This window comes from Bradyrhizobium sp. Rc2d (assembly GCF_900099855.1).
Classification (GTDB): Bacteria; Pseudomonadota; Alphaproteobacteria; order Rhizobiales; family Xanthobacteraceae; genus Bradyrhizobium.
Window position 1 is genome coordinate 55542 of record NZ_FNCU01000006.1, and the last position, 21843, is coordinate 77384.

General features: G+C 63.7%; 19 protein-coding genes. 11 read left to right on the forward strand and 8 right to left on the reverse strand.

Going from position 1 to position 21843, the window contains the following annotated elements; all coding sequences use genetic code 11:
* Positions 1-11: 11 nt before the first annotated feature.
* Complete coding sequence (locus tag BLV07_RS10745) at positions 12-1079, reverse strand: endo-1,4-beta-xylanase (RefSeq protein ID WP_091884085.1); 1068 nt, start codon at positions 1077-1079, stop codon at positions 12-14.
* Positions 1076-2164 (reverse strand): glycosyltransferase, encoded by a 1089-nt coding sequence (locus BLV07_RS10750; RefSeq protein ID WP_091884088.1) that lies wholly within the window; start codon positions 2162-2164, stop codon positions 1076-1078. The genes BLV07_RS10745 and BLV07_RS10750 overlap by 4 nt, the downstream gene beginning before the upstream one ends.
* A gap of 261 nt (positions 2165-2425) precedes the next feature.
* On the opposite strand from BLV07_RS10750, the gene BLV07_RS10755 reads away from it, so the two are divergent.
* On the forward strand, positions 2426-3862 hold the full coding sequence (locus tag BLV07_RS10755; RefSeq protein WP_091884092.1) for an oligosaccharide flippase family protein: 1437 nt from the start codon (positions 2426-2428) through the stop codon (positions 3860-3862).
* Positions 3863-4128: 266 nt separating this feature from the next.
* Positions 4129-5685: a L,D-transpeptidase gene (locus BLV07_RS10760; protein WP_091884097.1), complete on the forward strand. Its 1557-nt coding sequence runs from the start codon at positions 4129-4131 to the stop codon at positions 5683-5685.
* Here the strand turns inward: BLV07_RS10760 and BLV07_RS10765 are convergent.
* The 5 genes from BLV07_RS10765 to BLV07_RS10785 form a co-directional block, all read right to left on the reverse strand.
* Entirely contained in the window at positions 5612-6535 is a 924-nt protein-coding gene (locus BLV07_RS10765; protein ID WP_091884102.1) for a class I SAM-dependent methyltransferase, read from the reverse strand. The genes BLV07_RS10760 and BLV07_RS10765 overlap by 74 nt on opposite strands.
* Positions 6536-6734: 199 nt before the next feature.
* Positions 6735-7244 (reverse strand): DoxX family protein, encoded by a 510-nt coding sequence (locus BLV07_RS10770; protein WP_091884106.1) that lies wholly within the window; start codon positions 7242-7244, stop codon positions 6735-6737.
* Positions 7241-8023 (reverse strand): HvfC/BufC N-terminal domain-containing protein, encoded by a 783-nt coding sequence (locus BLV07_RS10775; protein ID WP_091884110.1) that lies wholly within the window; start codon positions 8021-8023, stop codon positions 7241-7243. The genes BLV07_RS10770 and BLV07_RS10775 overlap by 4 nt, the downstream gene beginning before the upstream one ends.
* On the reverse strand, positions 8013-8927 hold the full coding sequence (gene bufB / locus BLV07_RS10780) for an MNIO family bufferin maturase (protein ID WP_091884113.1): 915 nt from the start codon (positions 8925-8927) through the stop codon (positions 8013-8015). The genes BLV07_RS10775 and bufB overlap by 11 nt, the downstream gene beginning before the upstream one ends.
* A 45-nt stretch (positions 8928-8972) precedes the next feature.
* Positions 8973-9278, reverse strand: a complete 306-nt coding sequence (locus BLV07_RS10785) for a BufA1 family periplasmic bufferin-type metallophore (protein ID WP_091884118.1) — start codon at positions 9276-9278, stop codon at positions 8973-8975.
* A gap of 312 nt (positions 9279-9590) precedes the next feature.
* Here BLV07_RS10785 and BLV07_RS10790 point away from each other — a divergent pair, with 312 nt between their 5' ends.
* The 6 genes from BLV07_RS10790 to BLV07_RS10815 all read left to right on the forward strand — a co-directional run bounded on the left by BLV07_RS10790 (position 9591) and on the right by BLV07_RS10815 (position 15406).
* The gene (locus BLV07_RS10790; RefSeq protein ID WP_091884123.1) at positions 9591-11687 is read left to right on the forward strand and encodes an adenylate/guanylate cyclase domain-containing protein; all 2097 of its coding nucleotides are present in this window, start codon (positions 9591-9593) and stop codon (positions 11685-11687) included.
* Positions 11688-11816: 129 nt separating this feature from the next.
* Positions 11817-12401 (forward strand): HutD/Ves family protein, encoded by a 585-nt coding sequence (locus tag BLV07_RS10795; RefSeq protein WP_091884127.1) that lies wholly within the window; start codon positions 11817-11819, stop codon positions 12399-12401.
* A 115-nt stretch (positions 12402-12516) separates the two neighbouring features.
* The gene (locus BLV07_RS10800; RefSeq protein WP_091884130.1) at positions 12517-13710 is read left to right on the forward strand and encodes an adenylate/guanylate cyclase domain-containing protein; all 1194 of its coding nucleotides are present in this window, start codon (positions 12517-12519) and stop codon (positions 13708-13710) included.
* Positions 13711-14065: 355 nt separating this feature from the next.
* Positions 14066-14290, forward strand: coding sequence for a hypothetical protein (locus BLV07_RS10805; RefSeq protein ID WP_091884134.1), 225 nt, complete (start codon positions 14066-14068; stop codon positions 14288-14290).
* A complete protein-coding gene (locus BLV07_RS10810) occupies positions 14287-14499 on the forward strand; it encodes a hypothetical protein (RefSeq protein ID WP_091884138.1) in 213 nt (70 codons plus the stop codon). The genes BLV07_RS10805 and BLV07_RS10810 overlap by 4 nt, the downstream gene beginning before the upstream one ends.
* Positions 14500-14611: 112 nt before the next feature.
* Complete coding sequence (locus tag BLV07_RS10815; RefSeq protein ID WP_091884142.1) at positions 14612-15406, forward strand: adenylate/guanylate cyclase domain-containing protein; 795 nt, start codon at positions 14612-14614, stop codon at positions 15404-15406.
* A 31-nt stretch (positions 15407-15437) separates the two neighbouring features.
* On the opposite strand, the gene BLV07_RS10820 is transcribed toward BLV07_RS10815, so the two are convergent.
* Positions 15438-18557 carry an ATP-binding protein gene (locus tag BLV07_RS10820; RefSeq protein ID WP_143035379.1) on the reverse strand — a complete coding sequence of 1040 codons (3120 nt, stop codon included), beginning with the start codon at positions 18555-18557 and terminating at the stop codon, positions 15438-15440.
* A gap of 437 nt (positions 18558-18994) precedes the next feature.
* On the opposite strand from BLV07_RS10820, the gene BLV07_RS10825 reads away from it, so the two are divergent.
* From BLV07_RS10825 to hpaE, 3 genes are all read left to right on the forward strand, one after another.
* Entirely contained in the window at positions 18995-19183 is a 189-nt protein-coding gene (locus tag BLV07_RS10825; RefSeq protein WP_091884150.1) for a hypothetical protein, read from the forward strand.
* Between the two features lie 36 nt (positions 19184-19219).
* Entirely contained in the window at positions 19220-19948 is a 729-nt protein-coding gene (locus BLV07_RS10830) for a sulfite exporter TauE/SafE family protein (protein WP_091884155.1), read from the forward strand.
* A gap of 365 nt (positions 19949-20313) precedes the next feature.
* Entirely contained in the window at positions 20314-21831 is a 1518-nt protein-coding gene (gene hpaE, locus BLV07_RS10835; protein ID WP_091884160.1) for a 5-carboxymethyl-2-hydroxymuconate semialdehyde dehydrogenase, read from the forward strand.
* Positions 21832-21843 lie beyond the last annotated feature (12 nt).

Sequence of the window (21843 nt, forward strand, 5' to 3'; positions counted from 1 at the left end):
CAATAGCGCGCTCAAGCATCCTTCGTGAATTTGCTGATCACGTCCATGAACGGCTTCGGCTTGAACTCGCCGTCGAGCGGCAGGGGACGGTTCGGCTGCTTGTCCTTGCGGGCGAAGGTGCCGTTGATCCAGCTGTAGCGATCCGAGATGCCCCAGGTCAGGATCGAGCGCACCGGTCCGCTGGCTGAAATGGCCGTCAGCAGATCGTCGACGCGCTTGGCGACGATGGCGTCGCGCTCGGCCGGGCTCCCCGTCAGCTTCTGATCGTCGACGTCGAGCTCGGTGACGAGCACCTCGAGACCCCAGGAACGCAGCTCGGTGACGAACTCGGCGAGCCCGTGGCTGTCGATCTCGAGCTCGGCATGCAGATGCGACTGCAAGCCCACGGCGTGAAGCGGAACGCCCTGATCGAGCAGGTCCATGATCAGGTTGCGGTAGGCCGCGCGCTTGGCGATGAAGGAGTCCTTGGCCGACTCGATGTCGTATTCGTTGATCGCGAGCTTCACGTAGGGGTCGGCCGCGGCGGCCGTGCGGAAGGCCAGCGGAATCCAGCCACTACCAAGATGTTGCGTCCAGAACGTGTCGCGCCGATCGGTGATCTTCTTCGGATTGTCGGGGATCGGCTCGTTGACGACGTCCCACGACGTCAGCTTGTTCTTGTAGTAGGAAACCACGGTGCCGATGTGGTCGACGAAGGCGCGCTCGACTCCCTTGCCGTCCTTGATCTGCTTGGTCCAGTCCGGAATGTCGTGATACCAGGCGAGCGCGTGGCCGCGCATCGTCAGATCGTTCGCCTGTGCGAAATCCAGGATCGCGTCGGCGCGCTCGAAGGCGAAGGTGTGCGCGTCCGGCCGCAGCATCGGCCATTTCAGCTCGAGCACCGGCACCACCTGCGTGCAATAGGTGCTGATGGCGTCCCCAAGCCGCGGATCGGCTTGCAGGTCCCATAGCGTGGCCGCAGCGCCATAGCCCGGACGGCGCTGGGCACGTTTCGCGGCCGGCACTGCTGACGCGGATGCGCCCGCTGCGAGCGTTGCGGCGCTACCGAGCAGGAATTCGCGTCTGTCGAGCCTCGTCACGCGTGGTTCTGCATCGCAGCTTCGGCGATCTCGTAATAGTGGAGCGCGCCCTTCTCGAGTGTCAGATTGTCCAGCACATAGTCGCGCGGCGCGAAGTCGCCGGCGCTAGCCTGCGACCAGAAGCCGTTCCAGCCGGATCTGAAGCCGTCCGCATCGGTGAAGGTCATGCCACAGCGTGCGTCGAAATAGGGCACCGAGGATACGCCGCCCTCGAACCTCACTTTGTTCGGGAAATATTTTGGATCCTGCCACGGCCCGCCGCGATCCCAGGCAAAGACAGGGACGCCGCTCGACAGCGCTTGCTGGCAGGCGATGCCCTGGCTCTCGTGTTCGCAGAGGAAGACCATGCTGCGGCAACGCGCCAACGCCGCTTTGTAGTCGTCTTCCTTATAGTAGCCGTAGCGGATCACCTCGACGGAGCGGCCGCTCGCTTCGAGATACCTGCGGATCGGCTCGATCAGCTCCACATCGTACCGTCCGTAATCCCAGCGGACCTTGTCATAGAGCAGGACGTCGACGCTCTTCTGCTCGGTTGGCGCCGGTGTCCACAACTCGGTCTCGATGCCGACGGGCCAAGCGCCGACATGGGGCCAGTGCGGACGGAACATATCGGCGTACCAGGCGCATGGCACCAGCACGCGCTTTACGTCGAGGTCCTTCAGACTCTCCGGCGCATCGATCGGGTGGTCGTACATGGCGACGCCGAGCAGAAGCGGGTTCTTCCACTTGAACCAGTCGAGCACGAACGGCCGGCCGATGATGCAGGCCAGTTCCTCCGGGTGCTTCTGGATGTAGCGATAGTCGTTGACGCGATAGCGGATGCCGAGCCGATCGAGGCCCGCGCACAGATTGAGCAGCACGCGCCGCTGGCCGCTGACGTAGGACTTGCCCAGCAGCAAGCGCCGCAGCAGCGGCCGGAGGTGGCGGTCGCCCGGAAACCAGCGGTCGTCCCGCTCTTCGAAGAAGAGGTTGAGGACCATCCTGTCGCCGCCAGTCATGCCTGGGGTCGCCGGAACCAGCGGCGCGTCAGCGCCGCGATGCGGCCGAGAGGTCGGCTTCGCCCGTGTTCGTTCGGCAACGTCCATGTCAGTCACATCAGCGCATCGGAGGAGTCGGGCGACGTTTCGCTATCATTGCTTCTTTTCTGTGATCCCGCCGGCCCCTTCAAGGACAGGGCAAATTTAACGCTAACGCGCGATAACCGCACGAACGTTTCATTCGCGGTCCGATTTGCAGGCTTATGCGGCTATCTTGCCGATGCCAGCGCCGCAGTCCGATTGTTCCAGCAAAGTCCAAGTGTTTTAACGCTTCGTTAATCCTCACGACCGCAACCGGTCCCAGTCCGCATGCTGAATCGCCATTTCTCCATTTATCTCGTCGCCTACATCCTGCCGGCGGCGGTGGGGTTCTTCGCGGTCACGGCCTACACGCGGTTGCTGACGCCGGCGGAGTACGGCGTCTATGTCGTCGGCATCAGCCTTGCTGGAATCTTGGGCGCGATCTTCTTCGCCTGGATCAAGCTGTCGGTATCGCGCTATCAGGCGATGTCGGCGGAGGTGGATTTTCGCGGTACGGCCATGGTCGCCTTTGCGCTGACCGCCGCGGTTCTGTGCGCCACCACTCCACTGGTGTTCCTATTCCGCAGCGACGTCAGCGTCGAGCTGCTGCTCGCCAGCATGTTCGTCGCGATCATGGCCAATGCAGTCGATGTCGGCCAGGAGTTCGAGCGCGCCAAGCTGCGCCCCTACCGCTTCGCGGCGATCTCGATCGTGCGCAGCGTGTCGAGCGTCGGCTTTGGCCTCGCCGGCATCTGGCTCGGCTGGGGTGGATTGGGGCTGCTCGCGGCATTCGGCCTGGGCTCGCTCACCGGCATCATCCTGAATCTGGTCGGTGACCGCACCAAGATCGCACGCTTCCAGCGCAGTCAGTTCATGCAGCTCGCACGCTACGGCCTTCCATTGACGCTGGCCGGGCTTTCCGTTGCGGTCTACTCTGCCTGCGACCGCCTCATCGTCGCTTATTTGCTAGGCAAGGACGCCGCCGGCATTTTTGGCGTCGCCGCGGACCTGCCGCGCCAGTTCATGGTCATGATCGCTTCCAGCGTCGCGGCGGCCACCGTGCCGCTGGTGTTTCGGTCGTTGTCCGAGAAGAACGATGCGGTGACGCGGGAGCGGCTGACCGAGAGCCTCGAGCTGCTGCTCGTCGTCGTTGCGCCGGTCGCTGTCTGGCTTGCGCTCGCAGCGGACCAGGTCGCCGGCACACTGGTCGGCGTCGACTTCCGCGCCGGCGTGTCCGCGCTGCTGCCGACCCTGGTGCTCGCGCGCTTCTTCGGCATTGCCAATCAGTTCTATGTCCAGATCAGCTTCCAGCTCGCCGAACGGCCCTTCATGCTGGCGGCGCAGTCCGTCCTCACGCTAGCCGTCAGCGTCGTCCTGATGTTCGCGCTGGTCGCCGGCTACGGGCTCTACGGTGCGGCGCTGGCGACCTTCGCGACCGAGGCGATCGGCTTCCTCGTTGCCGTCGTCCTGATGCATCGCGCTCACCCGGTCCCATTCGACCTCAACCGCCTCGCCGCTGTTGCCGCTTCCGCTGCGGCGATGGCGGCCGCGATCCTGATGGCGCGATCGCAAACGGGCGGCACCGGTGTCGGGTCGCTCATCGTCGTGAGCCTCGCCGGTGGCCTCGTTTACGCCGCCGCGGCGTGGCTGATGAACGTCGCGAACGTGCGAACGTTGTCACGGCGCCTCCTGCGAACGTTCAACCGGAAGGCGCTCGGCGTCTAGCTGTGCAGTGGGCGTGGTCGCCGCCAGACGCCGGCCCCCGGCGGCCGATCCGGACATTCTGCCGCAGCGATCGAGGCCAGCTTCGGGCCAGCTTCGGCCGGAGGCCGCCTTCCACCTGTGCGAACCGTCATATATGAGAGATTGTCGCCGGAACGTGCCGAATCTCGCCACAGAGGGAACGTAAGGCGGCTGCGAATTCTTAAGTCAAAGATCGCAATTTGACATTTGAGCGACACCGGCAGACTGGCAGTTCGACCGAGGATGGCATGAAAAACCGATCGACGACGGCGCAATCCACCAGGGCGATGCGGCGTCGGGGGCCTGCCGGGATCATTGCGCTTGCGGCAGTGGCCATGTTTGCAGCGGTGGCCCCGGCGACCGCGGCCAAGCAGCCCCGCCAGGCGGCCGAGGCGGTGGCGCCGCGTGTGGCCGGCGAGCCGATCATGGCGATCGTGTCGATCAAGAGCCAGCAGGTCACCTTCTACGACGCCGACGGCTGGATCCTGCGCGCGCCGGTGTCGACCGGCACCACGGGACGCGAGACGCCGGCCGGCGTCTTCGCCGTTATCGAGAAGGACAAGGACCATCATTCGACCATGTATGACGATGCCTGGATGCCGAACATGCAGCGCATCACCTGGAATGGCATCGCGCTGCATGGCGGGCCGCTGCCCGGCTATGCCGCCTCGCATGGCTGCGTGCGGATGCCGTTCGGCTTTGCCGAGAATTTGTTCGAAAAGACGTATATCGGGATGCGCGTGATCATCTCGCCGGACGATGCGGTCCCGACCGAGTTCTCTCACCCGTCGCTATTCATGCCGAAGCGGGAGGCCATGGCGGCGGCGCCGAGCCGTGCCGACAAGCTCTCCGTCGAGGCCGACGAGGCCACGAGAGCCGCCGACGAGGCCAAGAAGGCCGCATCGGCAGCCGCAAAAGAAGCTGCTTCGCTCCCGGCGGCGCTACGCAAGCTGGAACAGCAGAAGGCCCGCGCTGACGCCGAGCTCGCCTTCGCCGACAAGTCGCTCGCGAACGCAAAGACCGATCAGGCTCGCGCCAAGGCCGAGGAGTTGAAGCAGAAGGCCGCCACCAAGGCTGCGGATGCAGCGACGCAGCTCGATGCCGCCAAGGCCGCCGCGCAGCCGAAGCGCGATGCCGCCGCCGCCACCAAGGAGGCCGCCAAGGCGGCGGCGACTAGGAAGGCGGACGCCGTGAAGGCGGCGACCGACGCAAAGCTCGCGCTCGAGCCGGTCTCGGTCTACATCAGCCGCGCGACACAGAAGCTGTATGTGCGGCGAAACACCCACAAGCCGGCGCCCGACGGCGGCGGCGAGGTGTTCGACACCAGCATCGAGGTCCCCGTCACGATCCGCAATCCCGACCTGCCGCTCGGCACGCACATCTTCACGGCGATGGCGAAGACCGATACGGGTCTGCGCTGGAGCGTGGTCACGATTGAAAACGGCGATGGGGCGAGGAACGCGCTCGACCGGATCACCATCCCGCAGGAGGTGCTCGACCGCATCGCGCCGACTGCGTTGCCGCGCTCGTCGATCATCATCTCGGACGAGCCGCTGAGCAGCGAGACCAACTACCGCACCGAATTCGTCGCGGTGCTGAGCAACCAGCCGCAGGGCGGCTTCATTACGCGCAAGCCGACCGCGCCGGCCATGATCGCGAGCGATGACGGCTGGGACAATGGCGGCAACGGCTTCTTCTTCTTCCAGCAGCGCGATCCGTATGTGCAACCGGTCAATCCGCGCCGGCAGCGTGGCCAGTACCAGTACTATCAATCGACGCAGCCGATGCAGCGGAATTGGTGGTAAGCGGGCGCGCCACCACGCGCCGGGGCCGTACGTGACGGACGCGGCGCGCCGTGATCACCAGCGCCTGGATCTTGGCTTCGACCGGCCCTGACCCGTGGCGGATTCGGATCGCCTCAGCGACGGCGTCGGTCGCAGCCTGAAGCTTGCTCGCATCCCGGGCTTCGATCTCGCCACGTAGCGGCGTTCCCTGACAGTATGCGATCGCCACGTGGTCCGCCGTTGGCGCGCGGCTGATGGTGGCCCGCGTTTCGATCGAGACGTTGCCAAAACCTGCGCGTTCGAGATCCGCTCGGATGATCGTCTGGTCGAAATAGCCGTGCGGTGTCCGCGCCATGAAACGAGGTGGATCATCGCGAAACAACTTGCCGAGCGCCATCGTTGCATCGTGGGCGAACACGTTCTCCTCGATGCGGTCCCAGACATTGAAGAGGAACGTGCCGTTTGGCTTCAAGACGCGCCTTGCTTCTGAGTAGCCCTTGACGCGGTCCGGAAAGAACATGGCGCCGAACTGGCAGCAGACCACGTCGAACTCGGCGTCGTCGAAGGGAAGAGCGGTTGCATCCGCCCGGCGCCATGAAACGCGGGGATCCTCACCCTGGCGCTGCGCTGCGATCGCCAGCATCGGCTCGTTGAGATCGGTTGCAACGTAGCGGATGCCGGGCGGCAGCGCTGCCGTCACCGCGCGCGTGACGGCGCCGGTGCCTGCGGCGGTCTCGAGAAGGACCGAGGGCGAAAGTGCGGCGACGCGACCTGCGATGTCGTCGGCATACTCGGCGAAGATCATCGGGACGAGATATTCGTCGTAGAGTTTTGGGACCGAGCCGGCGAAAACCTTGTCGGTGTCGGACATGCTTGCCTCGCTGAAGGTCTGGACACGGGATCCAAGCTAGCACGGATCGCGACGTCACCGCGCCAGCAAAGATGTGAACCAGACCGGCTCCGGCATCGCCTTGCCGTGCTGTTCTTCCTGTCGGACGAAAGCGTCTACGTCACCGCGCAGACGCTCGCGGTCGACAGCGGCCTGAGTGGGATGTAAGCCCGGCAGCGTCCTATCGCGCGTGCGATCGCGCGCGACAGATTAGATGGTCGAGCGAGATGTGCCCGGGTCCGTAAGCCATCAGGGCGAGTGCCATGGCCGCCCAGGTGAGGTGAAGCGGCCAGCCGTCGGGCACGGTGAGCTCGACGATGACGGTCATGAACAATAATCCGAGCGCGGCAAATCGTGTGCCGAGACCCAGCACCAGCAGGATCGGAAACATGATCTCGCCACATCCCGACAGAAAGGCCAGCACCGTCGGCGCAGGAAAGTGATAGGGCCCGCCGGGCAGATGCAGCATGAACTCGTCGCTGAACAGCGTCACCGCGGTGTCGTTGAGTCTGAGAAAGCCGTCCCACTTGAGAATGCCCGAGCGCCAGAATGGAACGGCGAGCGCCGCGCGCAGCACGAGCTGAACGAGCGAGGGCGCAGCAATCGTCCGTATCAAATCGTTGGCCTTGTCGAGCAGCAGCCCGAGTGATGGCAGGCCGCTTCCTGCGGTCATGCGTTGGTCGGTGATCATCGTGCGTCTCCGAGAGCAAGCGAAGTGAATGCGCCAGCCTCGATCAGGCCGGTGATGTTGGAAGCGAGATTGAAATCGGGGCATGCATACAGCGCCGACGCGGCGGCTCCGCCGAGTGACTCGCCCGACGCCAGACGTTCGGCAAACACGGCGCCGCCGGGCGGAAGGCGTCGCACCATGACGTCGAGTTCGGGCCGGGTGATCAGCGCGTCTTCCGGCGTGGACGCGTCGATGCGCCCAGCCGGTGCGTCCTCGCGGTTGGCGGCAAAGACCGTCACCGCCGAAAATGACGAGCGCACGATTCGCAGCGCGGGGTGCGGGATGAAGACGAGATCGGCAAGTCGCTCCGAGGCGACGGCTGCGAGCCCGGCGGGCGACAGCGGTGCGGCGTCTCGCGCATGGTAGGCATCGAGCCAAGCCCGCTCGATGCGGGCGACATCAGCAAGCCAGGGCATTGTCTGCGCGTACGCATATCGTGCGATGAAGTCGGCAAACTCGCGGCCATATTCGAACAGCAGCGGCGAAGTTGGCGGGCTGCTGCGGATGTGGAAGCGCGCCATGGCACGGAAGAAATCAGGACCGGTGATGCGCTGCACCGCCGGATAGATCGCAGCGAGCGCGTCGATCAGGCTCACCGTGACATTGTTGCGGTAGACGGCGTAACGCTTGCCGGCGGCCTTGCCGTTGGGACCCGCCACGATCGCAGGCGCCGACCGCGCGGGGTCCAGCAGGCCCAGCGCAAAGGCGGCGGCAAAAGATAAATCCTGCTCAGGCGGCATGACGGTCTCCCACCAGCGCGGCCGGGCCGTAACGATCCAGAATCGCTTGTGCTGCGGTGGCTTCCGCCTGCAGGACCGGCCAGTCCGGAATCATGCTGTCCCATTCGATCAGCGTCGGCACGCCGCCGCGGCGCCGGATGACGATCTCGTAGAGCTTCCACACGGCATCCGCGACCGGGCCGTCATGGCTGTCGATCAGCAGCAGGTCGCCTTCGTCGTCGGCCTGCTCAGCATGGCCGGCGAGGTGGATCTCTCCGACGCGCGACAGCGGAAACTCCGCGAGATACTCAAGCGCGGAAAATCCGTGATTGGTCGCGGATACGAAGACGTTGTTGATGTCGAGCAGCAGCCCGCAGCCGGTGCGTTCGGCAATGGCGCGGATGAAATCGGTCTCGCTCATCGACGATTCGCGAAAGGCGACATAGGTCGACGGGTTTTCCAATAGCAGCGGACGGCGGATCGCGTCCTGCACCTGGTCGATGTGGTCGCAGACGCAAGCCAGCGTCGCTTCGGTGTAAGGCAGTGGCAGAAGATCGTTGAAGAAGCTGGTCTCATGCGTCGACCAGGCAAGATGCTCGGAGACCAGCGCCGGCTGGTAGCGAGCTACCAAGCCTCGAAAGCGGGCCAGATGCGCCTTGTCGAGCGGCTGGGGTGCACCGATCGACATGCACACGCCGTGCAGCGACAGCGGATGGTCGCGGCGGATCGCCTCCAGCGCGCGATGGGGCGGGCCGCCCGCGCCCATGTAGTTCTCGGCGTGCACCTCGAAGAAGCCGCGTTGCCGGTCCGCGCTCAGGATGGCCTGGAGGTGCTCCGGCTTGAAGCTTGTCCCGGCAACGCCGCCGATGGGAGCGGAGTAGCGGAGTGGCACCGCAGACACGTCGGGCACGATTGCCGTCGTCATGGTCTCCTCCGCTTTTCCATGTTGTCGTGGGTGCGACGCAGCGCGTTAGACCGGCTTGAGCGAACCCTTCTTGCCGTTCGGCAGCTCGATGCTGGAGCAGGTGCCGCCCTGCACGAACTTCCAGGCGTTGCCCTGGAAGTCGACGGTCGAGGTGCCCTGGCAAGTCGTGCCCGGCCCCGCCGCGCAATCGTTCTGGCCCTTCAGCGCGACGCCGAAGCATTTTTCCTTCTTGGCGGCGATGGCCGCATCGCCCTCCGCCTTGGTCAGCGGGCCGGCGGCGGCAAGGGTGGCGAGGGCGGTTGATACCGCGCCGGCGAGAACGATCGACGTGACGACATGCTTGGCAGACATCGGAGTTTCTCCTGTTCGAGATAGCATCGCCCGGGCAGGCGAAGGCGCATGGTCTGCTTCGCTCCGCGCGCAGCTCGCGTTACCGCGAAGCTGCTCACGAATCCGTGAGACCGTTTGGATCTGGCGCACCACAGGTGCGCTTGGGTCAGGATTAGCGGGCATGCGGCCGTTCAAATCCAATGCCTTGGCGCTATCGAGACATTAGCGGGAGAGCATTGGCTGCGATCGATTGGGCCTGCCAGAGGTAATGAACGGCGGAAGCCTGCGTAGAGCAATGATAGGAGCCTTGCCCGGCCGAAGGCGGAAACAACCATGAACGTCGATCCCGGACGGCAGCTTCGCGCGATCGCCAGGCTGACGGTCAGCATTCGCCTGGCCGTCTCGGCCCTGGTCCTGGCCGCGATCCTGCTGACCGCGGCGCTTTCGAGCCTGTTGTGGTGGCGAACGGCGGAGGCGACCAGTCGGCAGCTTGCCTCGACTATCAACGAGCAGATCGTCGCGGCGGTCCGCAAGGAGGTCTCGGCTATCGTCGACGAGGCGCGCGCCGCGCACACGGCAATCCGCACCCTGTTCCTCCAGAACGTGCTCGACACCCGCGAGGCCGACAAGCGGGAATTCGTGTTCCTCTCGCAGTTGCAGTCGCAGGCGACGATCTCCTGGGTCGCCTTCGGCTGGCCGGACGGCTCCTTCTTCGCCGCGCATAAGCTCGGCGATCGCCGTCTGGAGATGATGGAGATATCGCTGACCGACCATGCGGGCCAGCGGCGCGTCGACGAGTATGACGTGGTGCCCGGCGATATCGAGTTCGCCAATCGTCGTTTCGAGCCGACCGAGTTTCGCGTCGCCGACCGCGCCTGGTTCAAGGCCGGGCTCGCCGCCGAGGAGCCGCAATGGTTCAGGGTGATGGACCATCCCACCGGCGAGCGGCCGTCGATTGCCTTCGCAGGACCGATCGACGTCTATCAGGAGCGGCAGGGCGTGCTCGCGATCATGATCGAATATACGCGGCTCGCGCGCTTCCTGTCGCAGCTCGAGGTCGGGCGGACGGGAACGGCCTTCATCATCGATGATAGCGGTGAGCTGGTCGCCGCACCGGATAAGGAAGCCGACGAGCTGCATCCCGCCAAGGGCGATACCAAGCTGCTCCCATTGGCGCGGCTGGCGCTCGCGGCGGCAGGCGACGAGGGCCGCAAGCGGGCCTCGCGCAGCCGGCTGACGTCCGCTGGCGCGGCCTATGAAGTCGCGCTCGCGCCGCTGCCTTTTCACGGCTGGTCGCTCGCCACGGTGATCCCGGAGGCCGAGTTTCTCGGGCCGGTCGAGGCGACGCTGCGGCGCCTGATCCTCGGCCTCGCAATCGGCGCCGTGCTCGCGGCGCTGGCATCGGCAATGTTGGCTCGCTCCGTCATTGCCGCGCCGCTGTCGCGTGTCGTGGGCGAGCTCCGCCACGTCGAGGCTTTCGCGCTTGAGCAGGTCCGCCGCCATCCGTCGCGTCTCAAGGAAATCGCGAGCCTCTCGGGCGCGATCGCCGAAATGGCAGCCGGCCTCTCCGCGTTCCGCAAGTTCATTCCGGCCGATCTCGTCCGTTCGCTCCTGCGTCAAGGCGTCGAGGCCAAACCCGGCGGCAGCATTCAGGTGCTCAGCGTGATGTTCATCGATATCGCCGGTTTCACCGGATTGTCGGAGCGGCTCGGTGATCGCGTGGTTCCGCTGTTGTCGCGCTACCTCGACCTCGCCTCCGAGGTCATCGTCGCCAATGGCGGCACCATCGACAAGTTCATCGGCGATGCCGTGATGGCATTCTGGGGCGCGCCGCAGCCGCAGTCCGATCACGCGCTGCGATGCTGCCGCGCGGCACTCGGCTGCCGGAGAGCAATCGACGCCTCTGGCCTCGCCGACGATCTCGGCCAGCCGCTCCAGATCCGGATCGGCATCAATTCCGGCCGTATGCTGGTCGGCAATATCGGTTCGGAGCTGCGCCTGAACTACACCGTGATTGGCGACGCCGTGAACGTTGCCAGCCGTCTCGAGGGTGCCAACAAATCCTACGGCACGCAAATCCTGATCGGCGAGGCAACCGAACGTCTGGCCCGCGGCGCCATTATCACGCGCGAGATCGACAGCATTGCCGTGTACGGACGCGAGGAGGGATTTTCTGTCTACGAGCTGATCGGGCTCGTCGGGGAGGATGGCGTCGGCAACGAACCCCCCGCCTGGGTCGGTCACTACGCGCGGGGCCTTGCCCATTACCGCGCACGCCGGTTTACTGCCGCGCTCGCCGATTTCGAAGCCGTGCTGTCTGAGCGCGGCCGCGATGGTCCAGCCGAGCTGATGCGCGAGCGCTGCCGGAAATTGTCCGCCGCTGCACCCGATGCCTCCTGGCGTCCGGTCGCAGCGTTGACGACGAAGTAGCAAAAGCATTGCTCAACGAGCCGACCGGCGGACTGCGACGCGAAGGTCTGGTGGCAGGCGCGCGGAATCGGCGCGCGTCATTTGCCAAACCAGTTGGCAAAGTCGACCCATCACGGGCATGATGCGGACATGAAAACCACGCTGCTCAAGCCCGAACACTACACCCGCTCGCCCTGGAAGAATGGCGGCGGCATTTTCACCGATATCGCGGATGCCCATCGCGCTGGCGCGCCCGTGAAGGACTGGGACACCCTGCTCTGGCGCTTTGCCAGCACACCGATCGTGGCGCCCGGTCCGTTCTCCCATATGCTCGGCATCGACCGGCTCCAGATGGTCGTAGGCGGGCGCGGGCTGGTGCTGAAGTCGCCCACGCAGGAATTCGACGAGCGCGAGCCGTTCACCATCGTGCGTTTTGCCGGCGAGCTCGCGATCGTCACCGAGCTCGAGGCGGGTCCGGTCGAGGTCGTGAACCTGATGGCGCGGCGGGGTGCGGCGGAGATCGAGCTCGAAGCGCTCAGGGAGCCCGGCAATCGATCGTTGTTTGCCGGCACGCATCTGGTTTACGCGGTTCGGGGCGATTGCAGCATCCGTCTTGGCGACGAGCATTTTGCCATTCCTGGCGGCGGCACGCTGAAGATCGAACTCACCGAGCCATCGCGCCTTGCGCTCACATCGGGTCTGGCGGTGCTGGGATCGATCCGGATCCTCGCCTAGACGGCGACTGCCCTGCCAAGCCGCTGCGCACAAACCGGGCAACTGGCCAGGTTGACGCCGCCCCGTCGGAGCACGATATGTGCTCGATGCAGACCGCCGCTCAAAGGGGCAGGATATGAACGCGCCGACAGACAACAACGCCCCCACGCAAGCCGACCGCGTCGTCGACTGGCTGACCAACGGCACGCGCGATGAGCGCTTCGTCGACAATATCTTCGCCCAGATGTGCATCCGCCTCCAGCAGGCGGGCATCCCGCTCAAGCGGTCGACGCTTCACATCCTGATCCATCACCCGCAATGGCTGGGGGCCCGGATGATGTGGTCCGACGGGATGCGGGAGGCGGAGATTGCATTGGTCGACTATGACGTGCGCGAGCGGTCGGAATATATCGGCAGCGCCGCCAACGAAATCCATGACGGCGCCGCCGAGGTGCGCGAGCGGCTCGAGCAGGATTCCTCGCTCGGCCGCAAGCACGCCCTCTATGACGAGATGCGGGCACGAGGCCTGACCGACTATGTGGCCTGGCCGCTCTACCACACACTCGGGAAGCGCCATCTCGTCACCTTCGCCACCGATCGTCCCGGCGGGTTCGACGATGCGCACATCGCGGGCCTGAAGAAGCTGCTGCCGGTGCTAGCGCTGGTCAGCGAGATCCGCGTCAAGAACCGGCTGGCGCGCACGCTGCTCGAGACCTATGTCGGCTCCCATGCCGGCGAACTGATCCTGGCCGGTGCCACCAGGCGCGGCACCGGCACGACGGTCCGCGCCGCGATCATGATCTGCGATCTCAGGGATTTCACAAAAATCTCCGACAACTGGCCGCGCGATGACGTCATCGATCTGCTCAACGACTATTTCGATGCGATGTCCGAACCGATCGCGCGACATGGCGGCGAGATCCTCAAATTCATCGGCGATGGCCTGCTCGCCATCTTCCCGCTCAGTCAGCCCGATGCCTGCGCCAACCTGCTGCATGCCGTGACCGAAGCCCGCAAGGCCATGGCCGCGCTGAACGAGCGCAACAACGGGACCGGCCGCGCGCCGCTGAATTACGGCATCGGCGTCCATGTCGGCGACGTCATGTACGGCAATATCGGCTCGACCAGCCGGCTCGACTTCACCGTCATCGGCCCCGCCGTCAACATGGCTTCCCGCCTGGAGGCTCTGACCAAGCAGCTGGGACGAACGGTGCTGCTGTCGCGCGCCTTCGCCGAGCTGGTGGAGCGGGAGTTCGAGCTGGAGCACGTCGGCCAACACGAGGTGCGCGGCTTCAGCGACCCCATCGAACTGTTTGCGTATCAGGGGTAACGGCGCGCGGAAGACCGGCGACGTCGTCGTCATAGATCTCCATGTCGTTTCGGGGGCGGGCTGGCCTGAATGGTCGCGCCCGCAACGGCCGTGATCGCGATTGCGCCTGCCTGGTCGTTGCGTTTCCGAGATCGAACGAAAATTCGGCCCCCGCGATCTCGCGCGTTCTGGCCTGGCGCATCGGTTGCGCAAACGGGACGTTTGGCCGCCCTCATGCGCGGGGCCGCTCGTCGTGCGGATGGGCAATCGAGAGCGCCTTGTTGAAAGAGATTCCCGCGCAAGACCCGTAGGCTGGTTTCGTTGGCGGCCCAGACCACGAATGCCGCCCGCTTCATCGGAACCGCGCGAGGGCGCTATGACGCTTCAGATGTCACGACGAGGCAAGCAATATATCGAAACCGCGCAGAGCCTGCTGCGCGCGGCGCGGAGCATGACGGACGAGGTGGTTGCGGCGCGGTTGAAGATGCTGGCTGAGGACTATCAGCGGCGCGCCGAAAAGGCTTCGAGCGTCGATGCGGCGAGGGCGTTGGCGCGCTCGGCCGCCAGAGCCGAATACGACTGGTCGAAGGAGCTGGCATGATCAGGATCATTGCCGTGCTCTGTCGTCTCTCCTCTCCGACGGACTGTCATGAACAGATCGTCACGACTTCGGACTTCGCCGACGTGACGATGCAGTCCTGCCTGATGGGCGCGCCGCAGCTCGCCGAATGGATGACGCAGCATCCGGCCGAACGTCTGGCCGCATGGCGCTGCACGATCGGCAGGCAGGGCGGCGGCAGAGGAGCCTAGGATGCGGGCTTAGATCCCTGAGGGCGGAGTGGCGGGAGTCTTGTTGCCAACGTTGGATTGTAGGGCTACGTTTTGCCGAAGGTCCGCCCAAACGGTCTTTGGCCGCTCGTTCATGCCAAAATTCCTTCGCATCGGAGTCCATCAGTCCAACGTTTCCGGATACACGTCGAAGGCGTGGTGTGTCAGGCGCGTCGGCTCGGCAGTCTTCCTGAAGTGGGGCGCCGTCGAGGTGCAGGGCGCCGGCGACGGGCGCAAAGTCTACTGGTCGCGATCGCCGCAGCAGAAGACCGTTCGTTGTGGCACGGCGCAACGTGCCATTGATTACGCAACGGCGGCGATCGCGCGGCGGCGCAACCATCGCTACGAGCCGCTGACCGGACCCATCGCGCTCCGGCGCCGATCCACGATGCGTAGCACCGAACTCAAGCAGGCGCTCGCCACCATCCTGATCGTCGATATCGTCGGCTCCACCGCGAAGGCTGCCAAGCTCGGCGATGCGCGCTGGACCAAGGTGATGGGCCATTATTACGCTGCCGTCCGCAAGGAGCTGAAGAGCTCGCGCGGCAAGGAAGTCGTGACCACCGGCGACGGCGTTTTGGCGACGTTCAAGAAGCCCGCCGCCGGCATCAATTGCGCGACCGCGATCCAGAAGGCCGTGCGCACGCTCGGGCTCGAGATCAGGGTGGGCTTGCACGCCGGCGAATACACGATCAGCGGCGGCGAAATGGTCGGTCTCGCCTTCCACATCGGCACCCGCGTCGCCGCGAAGGCGCGGGCGGGGGAGGTTTTGGTGTCGAGTGCGGTCAAGGAGCTGGTTTCGCAGCCCGAGATCCGGTTCAGGGATCACGGCGTGCATCAGCTGAAGGGCGTGCCGGAGCGGTGGAGGCTGTGGCGGGTGGAGGGGTGAGTTCTCAAACGGGTTCGGCAAGCCCCGTCGGCTAAGCGGGCCGCAGAGGCAGCGACGTCATCGCTTCCAGTTGCGCTGTTCGCGTTGCTAACCCAGCGAGCAAGCTCTTGTGCAGCCGATCCTCGGGTTCGAAATTTCGTGCGAGCCTTCGGACGGTCTCGACAAATCGCAAGCGATAAGTCGCCGCCCTGTCGACATCTCCGTACCTCGCGAAGATCTCGGCGGCCGTGCCGTACACCCGCCACGAAGCAATCGGGAAATCGGCGTCGTCAACGATCTCCAGCGCGCGGGAGAGGTGCGGTAGAGCGTTCCCCGAATCGCCGAGGCCAAATGCGATGCGCGCGAGCAGCTCGTGGGCCTTGGCCAGGTGATTGAGATCGGGCGCCGATGCGACATAGTCGTGCAGCTGGCGTGCCCATCTCCGAGCCTGGGTAAAGTCGCCGATCAGCAGACAATATTCGCCGAGACAATGATACACCTGCGTTGCGGCGGTAAATTCGATGTCGATGCCTTCTTCACGCCTGCGGCGCTCAATATCATCGAATTGCTTGCGAGCTCCCAACGGATCATTCAGACCGACAAACGCCTTCGCAAGCACGGCCCGCTTGTGGAAATATGTGGACTGATCGCCCACCAGCAGACTATCGTCGACGCTTTCACAGAGCTCCCGGGCTCCCTCGAAATCCATCGCTTCGACATGCAACCACGCAAGCGTCAGCCGGCACAATGCGCTGCTGGGATCGTTCGCGTTCCTGACAGCCAGTTCGAGGCCGGCCGTGATTTCGCGCTGTAATTCGCGCCACTCGCCGAGATGAATGAGCGCGATCGACTCAAGGACATTGAACAGGACGAACGTGTAAACGTCGCCAACCATGCGCGCCAGCCGCTTTCCTTCCGTGCCGGCGCGGCGGCACTGCTGGTACCGCGATCTCCAGCAGTCAACGATCCCCGATATTCCATGACGCCGGATGAGGATGCCATAATTGGTCGCGCTGGCGCTCAATTCGATCGCCCTGTCGCAGAGCGTGGCGTCCTGATCCCGCCAGCCGTTGAGGAACAGGTTGATGCTCGCGCTGCTGCCCTGGGCCAGAGCCTTGAATGTGTCGTCCGCAAGCGCCTGGCTCCGTGACAATACATCATCGGCTGCCTCGAGACAGGCGTGGCGATCGACCCGCAGCCATAAAGAGCTCACGGCCATGAGACCGTTGAGCTGCTGCTTGATTTCACCCACCTGTTCGGCGCACGCAATCACATCCTGGAGATCACGGATCGAGCCGACGAGGTCGCCTCCCGAACGGAGAGCCAAGCTTCGTTGCCGCAGAAGCGCGATGCGGGTTGAGAGTTTGTCGGCAGCATCGAAGCGGTCGAGTATGCCAAGCGCGCGGGTGAGATAGCTCGCGGCCTCGGCATGGCCGAGGCGCTTCATCGAGCTCTGTGCCGCTTCTCCGAGATAGCGCAACGCGCTCGGGAAGTCGCGACCCTGCTCGAAATGAAGGGCAAGCTCTGGCGCTATTTCGCCGGTGCGGCCCGCATAGGCCTCCTCCAGCCTTTTGCCCAAGCGCTTGTGTGTCTGCGCGCGATGTCCGGGCGGTAGATTCTGATAAATGATGTTCTGATAGAGAATGTGACGGAAGGCGTAAGTACCCGAATAAGTTCCATCGGGCCATTCGGCAACACCTGAACGAACAAGGATATGATCCTTCCGCATCAACGCTTCGATGTCCCGTTCAACATCGATGGCATCATCGGAGAGGCCGGCTGCAACGAGAGCTGCAGAAAATTCTTCGCCGGCAACGCTGGCGACATCGAGCAGGCGCCGTTCGTTGTCAGTAAGGCGTTCGAGTTCATGGCCGATCATCTTCAAGAGGCTGTCTGGAATGCCGTCTCGAGCAAACGCGTCTTGCGAAGACAGGCGCCATCTGCCGTCCACCTCGACGATCCATTCCTGGTCGATCAGATGCTTGAGCAGTGACGCAACGAACAGCGGGTGCCCCAACGTTCGCTCGAATACCGGCTTTGATAGGGTCGAGGCCAATTCGGCGTCATGGAAGCGCAATGCGAGATAGTGTCCGACCTCCTGGGGCGACAATCGATCGAGGAGCAATTCGCTGCAGCACCCATGAATCTGGAGATCCTGGTGCAGGCGACGGATCGGATGCCCGCCGATGACGCTGTCGGCCGGCCGATAAGAGCAGAGGACCAGCACGTGTGCCTCACCGTTCCCGCGCGCGAAACGAGACAGCACGTCGAGTGTCGCGAAGTCGCTCCAATGCAAGTCTTCGAGAACAATCACCCAGGGGCGGCCGGCGCTCAGCGCTTCGAGGAGATCGCAAAACTCGCGCAGCATCCGCTCACGCGTCGCGCCGAACACTTCATTCTGAAAAGCCGCGCGTTCCGATGCGTCGATCGCGCCTGGCAATTGCAGCAGCCAGGTGGGCGCGTGGGTGCGAACAGCCGAAATCAGCTCGGGACCGTTCGTTCGATACCTGTTCACCAGGGCATCGATGAGCGGCAGAAACACCTCATCTGTTCCGAACCGTTCGGTACAGCGCCCATAAAGCAGATCGAAGCCCTGTTCCGTCAGCCGCTCGATGGCTTTGGCGATGAACGCCGTCTTGCCAATTCCGGCTTCGCCCGTGACAAAAGCCATCTGCCGTTTGCCGGACAATACGTGCCGGGCCATCTGGTCGATCATCCCGAGGGGGGCAGTCCGGCCGACCACCAGGGCGGAGGTTTCGAGCTTCAGAGGTGCGACTGCGCTCTCGGCCTCCCTCGGTGCTTCGCGCACCGTGCCGACAAAGCGGACGCCTTTGCGCGGTAAAGTCTTGATCAGCCGTTGCGCCTCGCCGGAATCGCCTATTCCCGTACGAGCGGCGTTGATGCGGGTGGTAAGCGCTGAGTCCGAGACGATGCGCCCGCCCCAAATTGCACTGATCAGATCGTCCTTGGTCACCACCCGGGCACGGTGGCGGATCAGATATTCGAGGAGGTCGAAAACCTGAGGCTGCAACGGAATCGCACGTCCGTCGCGGCGCAATTCCCGCTGGTCGGTGTCGAGAACAAATTCGTCAAATAGATACAGCAAAACAATGCCTTCGGAGGTGCGCGCGAGGCGGATATTCAACCGGTACACGGGGTCGAAATCAAGCACACCCTGCAAAATCAAGGAAACGATAAGAACAAATTAAGCTCGCCTTAAAGCGCGGCGCGGCGTCCCGTTCGATACTTCCAGCCGTATCCAGCCACTCACACAAGGTGTTCGTGTCATGCGCTTGGAAAAAAGGGCGCCGCGTCTCACTCGCGTGTTCTATGGAGCGTTGCTTCACAAGATGTGTCAGTCGATCAGCGCACCCTCCGTACCACTATTCAACAGCAGAGCTTCAACCAGAAGCGATGCGCCATTTTTAGCGAATTCGTTTGTCGCCTCTACGAGTTCTTCTCGAAAAGAAGACCGGTTTGGGCGTCTCCTTCGGACGCTCCACCATTCGCGACGGCTGCAGGCAGAACGCACCCTTCGACACTATCATCGTCTGATCGACAATACGTGGCACCAGTTTGCCTCTCGGTCAGATATTGGCGGAGGTGACAATGTCGGCCAGTGAAGAGTCGTTCGAACGCAAGCTTCTGATTTCGGCACCGAGCGAGAATGCGCTGCTTGCAACGATCGCCATCTGCTTTGTCATTTTGCACGTCCTTGCAGCCACGATGTTGACGTCGACTCGCCAGAGCGATGCCGGAGCAGCGCCCGAGCCGCCCGGACTGTCGTCGGAGGACTAATCGCAAGGTCGCCACTCCAGGATGAAAGATTAGCTCATGGGCGACCTTGCGTCGTTTTGCCTGCTCAGTATCGCAGTGTTTTGCGGCGCGTTCGTCTCGGGCCTCGCGGGCTTTGCTTTTTCGGCGGTGGCCGGCGCTATTCTCCTTCACGTTCTCCCGCCACTGGAGGCGGTCCCGCTGATGATGGCCTGCAGCATCACCGTGCAGGCCACGGGTCTTTGGGCCTTGAGAAAGAGCATCCGCTGGAAACAGAGCTCGGTACTCGTCGTTGGCGGATTGCTTGGCGTTCCGATCGCCGTGTGGTTGCTGCAAGCCGCTGACGCACGAATCTTCAGGGAAAGCTTTGGTCTCGCGGTCGCTTGCTATGCGGCCTACACGTTATTCCGGCCGGTGCTTTCTCATCGCTTGCAGATGAATGCGGGACGCAATGCATTAATCGGCTTCGGCGGAGGCTTTATCGGCGGGTTGACGGCAATGCCGGGTGCAATACCGACCATATGGTGTGACATCCACGGGGTGCCAAAAACCGAGCAGCGCGGAATGGTTCAACCCTTCATCGCCGCCATGCAGATATTCGCCCTTGTTCTTATGCTGATCCGAAAAGATCTGTCGACAAAGGTCCTGGTTGACTTCGCAGTCAGCATCCCGGCGCTCCTCGCAGGAACGGCGCTCGGTATTTATGTCTTTCGCTGCGTCAATGACGCGCTGTTCCGGCGGATTATTCTCAGCATCTTGCTGGTTTCGGGCCTGTTGCTGGTATTTTAGTTCCGACGCCGCGCCTCCGGTTGCAACGGCGGCCATTGGAGCACGCGCACGCGCTGATCCCTGAAGGAAGCCGGTGCCGTCGACTTCTTCAACGCGATCTATGGAACCATGGATACGACCCGTGCCTTGGCCGAGGAGAATATGCCCGGCAGGGGCTCGCGTCTCGTACCCAAGCCGGCGGGGCATTTCGCCCTGAAGTGGGTGCGAAAACGCTTGACAGTCGACGAAATACTTAACATGTTAAGTATATCCACCGGTGCCCAGGATTGATGCGTCGGAAGGGCGATGCCATTCGTCTCTGGAATCGCGAAAACAGGTGGAGGGTCGCTGCCCGCGTGCGGCGCTGCAAAAGGGAGTGAACCGTCATGTCCAAGCTGCAGGAAAATATCGCCAAGGCCGAGCGCCACCTCGCCCGCTTCAGAGAGACGGGCGTGCTCAACCGTATCGGCGGTGAAGACGTCCCGGCTGCAGACAATGCGACTTTTGAAACGATCTCTCCGGTCGACCTGAAGCCGCTCGCCAAGGTATCGCATGGCAAGGCCGCGGACATCGATCGCACCGCGAGGGCGGCGCAGGCGGCCTTTCCGCAATGGGCCGAAACATCCGGCGATGCGCGAAAGGAGCTGTTGCACAAGGTCGCTGACGCTATCGTCGCCCGCGCTGAAGAGATTGCGTTCGTCGAGTGCATGGATACGGGACAGTCGCTGAAGTTCATGGCCAAGGCCGCGCTGCGGGGAGCCGAGAATTTCCGCTTCTTCGCCGACCGCGCGCCCGAGGCGCGCGACGGCAAGTCACTTCGCACCGCCGGTCAGGTGAACATGACCACCCGCGTGCCGATCGGCCCGGTGGGCATCATCACGCCCTGGAATACGCCCTTCATGCTGTCGACGTGGAAGATCGCGCCGGCGCTCGCGGCGGGCTGCACCATCGTTCACAAGCCCGCCGAATTCTCGCCGTTGACTGCACGTCTGCTGATCGAGATTGCGGAGGAGGCCGGGCTGCCCAAGGGCGTCTGGAATCTCGTCAACGGTCTTGGCGAGGACGCCGGCAAGGCGCTGACCGAGCACCCGCTCATCAAGGCGATCGGCTTCGTTGGCGAAAGCCGCACCGGATCGATGATCATGAAACAGGGCGCCGATACGCTGAAGCGTGTTCATTTCGAACTGGGCGGTAAGAATCCGGTGATCGTATTCGCGGATGCCGACCTCGAGCGCGCCGCGGATGCGGCGGTGTTCATGATCTACTCTCTCAACGGCGAACGCTGCACCTCGTCCTCGCGTCTTCTCGTCGAGGCGAGCATCTATGATAAATTCACGGCGATGGTTGCAGAGAAGGCCAGCCGGATCAAAGTGGGGCATCCGCTCGATCCCGAGACCGTCATCGGTCCGTTGATCCATCCGGTTCACGAGAAGAAGGTGCTCGAATACGTCGAGATTGGTAGAACGGAGGGCGCCAAGATTGCGACCGGCGGCCGCAAGATCGACGGTCCCGGCGGCGGTTGCTACGTTGCGCCGACGCTCTTTACCGGCGCCAACAACCAAATGCGCATCGCGCAGGAAGAGATCTTCGGGCCGGTGCTGACGGCGATCCCGTTCAGGGACGAGGCCGATGCCCTCGCGCTCGCCAACGACGTCCAGTATGGCCTCACAGGCTACCTCTGGACTGCCGACGTCACCCGTGCCTTCCGTTTCACCGACCGGCTGCAAGCCGGCATGATCTGGGTCAATTCGGAGAATGTTCGTCACCTGCCGACGCCTTTTGGCGGTGTGAAGAGCTCGGGCATCGGACGCGACGGAGGAGATTGGTCGTTCGATTTCTATATGGAGACAAAGAACGTCGCGTTTGCCACCACCGCGCACAATATCCAAAAATTGGGCGGCTAAGCGGTCCGCAGC

Excerpts from the sequence above, each read along its gene's own strand:
- BLV07_RS10810 (WP_091884138.1), top strand. The coding sequence starts at position 14,287 with ATGATCAGGATCATTGCCGTGCTCTGTCGTCTCTCCTCTCCGACGGAC.
- BLV07_RS10750 (WP_091884088.1), bottom strand. The coding sequence starts at position 2,164 with ATGGACGTTGCCGAACGAACACGGGCGAAGCCGACCTCTCGGCCGCAT.
- bufB (WP_091884113.1), bottom strand. The coding sequence starts at position 8,927 with ATGACGACGGCAATCGTGCCCGACGTGTCTGCGGTGCCACTCCGCTAC.
- BLV07_RS10830 (WP_091884155.1), top strand. The coding sequence starts at position 19,220 with ATGGGCGACCTTGCGTCGTTTTGCCTGCTCAGTATCGCAGTGTTTTGC.
- BLV07_RS10790 (WP_091884123.1), top strand. The coding sequence starts at position 9,591 with ATGAACGTCGATCCCGGACGGCAGCTTCGCGCGATCGCCAGGCTGACG.
- BLV07_RS10775 (WP_091884110.1), bottom strand. The coding sequence starts at position 8,023 with ATGCCGCCTGAGCAGGATTTATCTTTTGCCGCCGCCTTTGCGCTGGGC.
- BLV07_RS10765 (WP_091884102.1), bottom strand. The coding sequence starts at position 6,535 with ATGTCCGACACCGACAAGGTTTTCGCCGGCTCGGTCCCAAAACTCTAC.
- BLV07_RS10800 (WP_091884130.1), top strand. The coding sequence starts at position 12,517 with ATGAACGCGCCGACAGACAACAACGCCCCCACGCAAGCCGACCGCGTC.
- BLV07_RS10785 (WP_091884118.1), bottom strand. The coding sequence starts at position 9,278 with ATGTCTGCCAAGCATGTCGTCACGTCGATCGTTCTCGCCGGCGCGGTA.
- BLV07_RS10815 (WP_091884142.1), top strand. The coding sequence starts at position 14,612 with ATGCCAAAATTCCTTCGCATCGGAGTCCATCAGTCCAACGTTTCCGGA.
- BLV07_RS10755 (WP_091884092.1), top strand. The coding sequence starts at position 2,426 with ATGCTGAATCGCCATTTCTCCATTTATCTCGTCGCCTACATCCTGCCG.
- hpaE (WP_091884160.1), top strand. The coding sequence starts at position 20,314 with ATGTCCAAGCTGCAGGAAAATATCGCCAAGGCCGAGCGCCACCTCGCC.
- BLV07_RS10805 (WP_091884134.1), top strand. The coding sequence starts at position 14,066 with ATGACGCTTCAGATGTCACGACGAGGCAAGCAATATATCGAAACCGCG.
- BLV07_RS10795 (WP_091884127.1), top strand. The coding sequence starts at position 11,817 with ATGAAAACCACGCTGCTCAAGCCCGAACACTACACCCGCTCGCCCTGG.
- BLV07_RS10760 (WP_091884097.1), top strand. The coding sequence starts at position 4,129 with ATGAAAAACCGATCGACGACGGCGCAATCCACCAGGGCGATGCGGCGT.
- BLV07_RS10825 (WP_091884150.1), top strand. The coding sequence starts at position 18,995 with ATGTCGGCCAGTGAAGAGTCGTTCGAACGCAAGCTTCTGATTTCGGCA.
- BLV07_RS10770 (WP_091884106.1), bottom strand. The coding sequence starts at position 7,244 with ATGATCACCGACCAACGCATGACCGCAGGAAGCGGCCTGCCATCACTC.